The following is a 5,032-nucleotide window of genomic DNA, read 5'->3' as shown; positions in this document are numbered from 1 at the left end:
ATCGAGTCAGTTTTCTGAGAGTGAGCGACCGCTCGAAAGAGCGAGGTGCTTCGGCACCACACAGGTATTGAACTGAAGAGTTTGATCCTGGCTCAGATTGAACGCTGGCGGCATGCCTTACACATGCAAGTCGAACGGCAGCACGGGAGCAATCCTGGTGGCGAGTGGCGAACGGGTGAGTAATACATCGGAACGTGCCCTGTTGTGGGGGATAACTAGTCGAAAGATTAGCTAATACCGCATACGACCTGAGGGTGAAAGCGGGGGACCGAAAGGCCTCGCGCAATAGGAGCGGCCGATGTCTGATTAGCTAGTTGGTGGGGTAAAAGCTCACCAAGGCGACGATCAGTAGCTGGTCTGAGAGGACGATCAGCCACACTGGGACTGAGACACGGCCCAGACTCCTACGGGAGGCAGCAGTGGGGAATTTTGGACAATGGGGGCAACCCTGATCCAGCAATGCCGCGTGTGTGAAGAAGGCCTTCGGGTTGTAAAGCACTTTTGTCCGGAAAGAAATGGCTCTGGTTAATACCCGGGGTCGATGACGGTACCGGAAGAATAAGCACCGGCTAACTACGTGCCAGCAGCCGCGGTAATACGTAGGGTGCGAGCGTTAATCGGAATTACTGGGCGTAAAGCGTGCGCAGGCGGTTTTGTAAGACAGGCGTGAAATCCCCGGGCTCAACCTGGGAATTGCGCTTGTGACTGCAAGGCTAGAGTACGTCAGAGGGGGGTAGAATTCCACGTGTAGCAGTGAAATGCGTAGAGATGTGGAGGAATACCGATGGCGAAGGCAGCCCCCTGGGACGTGACTGACGCTCATGCACGAAAGCGTGGGGAGCAAACAGGATTAGATACCCTGGTAGTCCACGCCCTAAACGATGTCAACTAGTTGTTGGGGATTCATTTCCTCAGTAACGTAGCTAACGCGTGAAGTTGACCGCCTGGGGAGTACGGTCGCAAGATTAAAACTCAAAGGAATTGACGGGGACCCGCACAAGCGGTGGATGATGTGGATTAATTCGATGCAACGCGAAAAACCTTACCTACCCTTGACATGCCACTAACGAAGCAGAGATGCATTAGGTGCTCGAAAGAGAAAGTGGACACAGGTGCTGCATGGCTGTCGTCAGCTCGTGTCGTGAGATGTTGGGTTAAGTCCCGCAACGAGCGCAACCCTTGTCTCTAGTTGCTACGAAAGGGCACTCTAGAGAGACTGCCGGTGACAAACCGGAGGAAGGTGGGGATGACGTCAAGTCCTCATGGCCCTTATGGGTAGGGCTTCACACGTCATACAATGGTGCATACAGAGGGTTGCCAACCCGCGAGGGGGAGCTAATCCCAGAAAATGCATCGTAGTCCGGATCGTAGTCTGCAACTCGACTACGTGAAGCTGGAATCGCTAGTAATCGCGGATCAGCATGCCGCGGTGAATACGTTCCCGGGTCTTGTACACACCGCCCGTCACACCATGGGAGTGGGTTTTGCCAGAAGTAGTTAGCCTAACCGCAAGGAGGGCGATTACCACGGCAGGGTTCATGACTGGGGTGAAGTCGTAACAAGGTAGCCGTATCGGAAGGTGCGGCTGGATCACCTCCTTTCCAGAGGCTTGTGTTCACAAGTCAAGCGTTCACACTTATCGGTTTGTTTGCTGTTACAGCCAAGGGTCTGTAGCTCAGGTGGTTAGAGCACCGTCTTGATAAGGCGGGGGTCGTAGGTTCAAGTCCTACCAGACCCACCAAGTTATCCGGGGGATTAGCTCAGCTGGGAGAGCACCTGCTTTGCAAGCAGGGGGTCGTCGGTTCGATCCCGTCATCCTCCACCACTTACCTTGGTTGGTTTGCCAAATGAAAGCACTTAGCGCGAAGGCGCTGTGAGTGCTTTCATTTGGCATTGCCAAGCGATTGGATTCACTGAATCCGTCGGCTGTTCTTTAACAATATGGGATGTAGTAAAGGTGTCGCGCGAGCGTTGATGAGACGCTGAATTATCCAACGCGATACCGGGTTGTGATTGTATCAACCAAAATGTATTTAAAGTGATCGAAAGATGACTTGGAATACGGCACAAACGCGAGAACTCAGACCTATGGTGAGTCGTGTGCTTAAGCGAAAGCTGAGACACACTCGTTATAGGGTCAAGCGAACAAGTGCATGTGGTGGATGCCTTGGCGATTACAGGCGATGAAGGACGCGGTAGCCTGCGAAAAGCTTCGGGGAGCTGGCAAACAAGCTTTGATCCGGAGATGTCCGAATGGGGAAACCCGGCCCTTATGGGTCATCCCTGACTGAATACATAGGTCAGGGAAGCGAACGCGGCGAACTGAAACATCTAAGTAGCTGCAGGAACAGAAATCAACCGAGATTCCCAAAGTAGTGGCGAACGAAATGGGAAGAGCCTTGTACTCTTTAGCAGCATTGTTAGCAGAACGGGATGGAAAGCCCGGCCATAGCAGGTGATAGCCCTGTATGCGAAAACAGCGTTGTGGAACTAGGTGTACGACAAGTAGGGCGGGACACGTGAAATCCTGTCTGAAGATGGGGGGACCATCCTCCAAGGCTAAATACTCGTAATCGACCGATAGTGAACCAGTACCGTGAGGGAAAGGCGAAAAGAACCCCGGGAGGGGAGTGAAATAGATCCTGAAACCGCATGCATACAAACAGTCGGAGCCTGGAAACGGGTGACGGCGTACCTTTTGTATAATGGGTCAGCGACTTACATTCAGTGGCAAGCTTAACCGATTAGGGAAGGCGTAGCGAAAGCGAGTCCGAATAGGGCGTTGAGTCGCTGGGTGTAGACCCGAAACCAGATGATCTATCCATGGCCAGGTTGAAGGTGCGGTAACACGTACTGGAGGACCGAACCCACTAACGTTGAAAAGTTAGGGGATGAGCTGTGGATAGGGGTGAAAGGCTAAACAAATCTGGAAATAGCTGGTTCTCTCCGAAAACTATTTAGGTAGTGCCTCGTGTCTCACCTTCGGGGGTAGAGCACTGTCATGGTTGGGGGGTCTATTGCTGATTACCCCGCCATAGCAAACTCCGAATACCGAAGAGTGCAATCACGGGAGACAGACATCGGGTGCTAACGTCCGGTGTCAAGAGGGAAACAACCCAGACCGCCAGCTAAGGTCCCCAAATATAGCTAAGTGGGAAACGAAGTGGGAAGGCTAAAACAGTCAGGAGGTTGGCTTAGAAGCAGCCACCCTTTAAAGAAAGCGTAATAGCTCACTGATCGAGTCGTCCTGCGCGGAAGATGTAACGGGGCTAAGCTATATACCGAAGCTGCGGACGCACAGTAATGTGCGTGGTAGGAGAGCGTTCTGTAAGCCTGTGAAGGTGTCTTGTAAAGGATGCTGGAGGTATCAGAAGTGCGAATGCTGACATGAGTAGCGATAAAGGGGGTGAAAGGCCCCCTCGCCGTAAGCCCAAGGTTTCCTACGCAACGTTCATCGGCGTAGGGTGAGTCGGCCCCTAAGGCGAGGCAGAGATGCGTAGCTGATGGGAAGCAGGTTAATATTCCTGCACCGTCGTATGATGCGATGGGGGGACGGATCGCGGAAGGTTGTCCGGGTGTTGGAAGTCCCGGTCCCTGCATTGGAGAAGGCGCTTAGGCAAATCCGGGCGCGTAATTCAAGGATGTGGGGCGAGCGGCCTTGAGCCGCGAAGCAATTGGAAGTGGTTCCAAGAAAAGCCTCTAAGCTTCAGTCATACGAGACCGTACCGCAAACCGACACAGGTGGGCGAGATGAGTATTCTAAGGCGCTTGAGAGAACTCGGGAGAAGGAACTCGGCAAATTGGTACCGTAACTTCGGGATAAGGTACGCCCTTGTAGCTTGACTGGCCTGCGCCAGGAGGGTGAAGGGGTTGCAATAAAATGGTGGCTGCGACTGTTTAATAAAAACACAGCACTCTGCAAACACGAAAGTGGACGTATAGGGTGTGACGCCTGCCCGGTGCCGGAAGATTAAATGATGGGGTGCAAGCTCTTGATTGAAGTCCCGGTAAACGGCGGCCGTAACTATAACGGTCCTAAGGTAGCGAAATTCCTTGTCGGGTAAGTTCCGACCTGCACGAATGGCGTAACGATGGCCACACTGTCTCCTCCCGAGACTCAGCGAAGTTGAAGTGTTTGTGATGATGCAATCTCCCCGCGGCTAGACGGAAAGACCCCATGAACCTTTACTGTAGCTTTGCATTGGACTTTGAACCGATCTGTGTAGGATAGGTGGGAGGCTTTGAAGCGTGGACGCTAGTTCACGTGGAGCCGTCCTTGAAATACCACCCTGGTTTGTTTGAGGTTCTAACCTTGGCCCGTGAATCCGGGTCGGGGACAGTGCATGGTAGGCAGTTTGACTGGGGCGGTCTCCTCCCAAAGTGTAACGGAGGAGTTCGAAGGTACGCTTGGTACGGTCGGACATCGTACCTAAAGTGCAATGGCAAAAGCGTGCTTAACTGCGAGACTGACAAGTCGAGCAGGTGCGAAAGCAGGACATAGTGATCCGGTGGTTCTGAATGGAAGGGCCATCGCTCAACGGATAAAAGGTACTCTGGGGATAACAGGCTGATACCGCCCAAGAGTTCATATCGACGGCGGTGTTTGGCACCTCGATGTCGGCTCATCTCATCCTGGGGCTGTAGCCGGTCCCAAGGGTATGGCTGTTCGCCATTTAAAGAGGTACGTGAGCTGGGTTTAAAACGTCGTGAGACAGTTTGGTCCCTATCTGCCGTGGGCGTTGGAATCTTGACGGGGGCTGCTCCTAGTACGAGAGGACCGGAGTGGACGTACCGCTGGTGTACCTGTTGTCTCGCCAGAGGCATCGCAGGGTAGCTATGTACGGAAGAGATAACCGCTGAAAGCATCTAAGCGGGAAACTCGCCTGAAGATGAGGATTCCCTGGAGGCTTGACCTCCTTGAAGGGTCGTTCGAGACCAGGACGTTGATAGGCTGGGTGTGGAAGCGCAGTAATGCGTTAAGCTAACCAGTACTAATTGCCCGTAAGGCTTGATCCTATAACCAGTGTGTCTT

General features: G+C 53.1%; 2 tRNA genes and 2 rRNA genes. All 4 read left to right on the top strand.

Annotation, left to right across the window (positions count from 1 at the left end):
- The first annotated feature begins 69 nt into the window (after positions 1-69).
- A 16S ribosomal RNA gene (locus BM115_RS26950) occupies positions 70-1,601 on the top strand.
- Between the two features lie 63 nt (positions 1,602-1,664).
- Positions 1,665-1,741, top strand: a tRNA-Ile gene (locus BM115_RS26945).
- A gap of 8 nt (positions 1,742-1,749) precedes the next feature.
- Positions 1,750-1,825 (top strand) — tRNA-Ala (locus tag BM115_RS26940).
- Between the two features lie 310 nt (positions 1,826-2,135).
- Positions 2,136-5,016 (top strand): 23S ribosomal RNA (locus BM115_RS26935).
- The 16S and 23S rRNA genes sit together here with 2 tRNA genes alongside, the layout of an rRNA operon.
- Positions 5,017-5,032 lie beyond the last annotated feature (16 nt).

Source organism: Cupriavidus sp. OV096 (assembly GCF_900115455.1).
Lineage (GTDB): Bacteria > Pseudomonadota > Gammaproteobacteria > Burkholderiales > Burkholderiaceae > Cupriavidus.
Note: the sequence above shows the minus strand (reverse complement) of the source record. Positions and strands in the feature narration are given on the sequence as shown.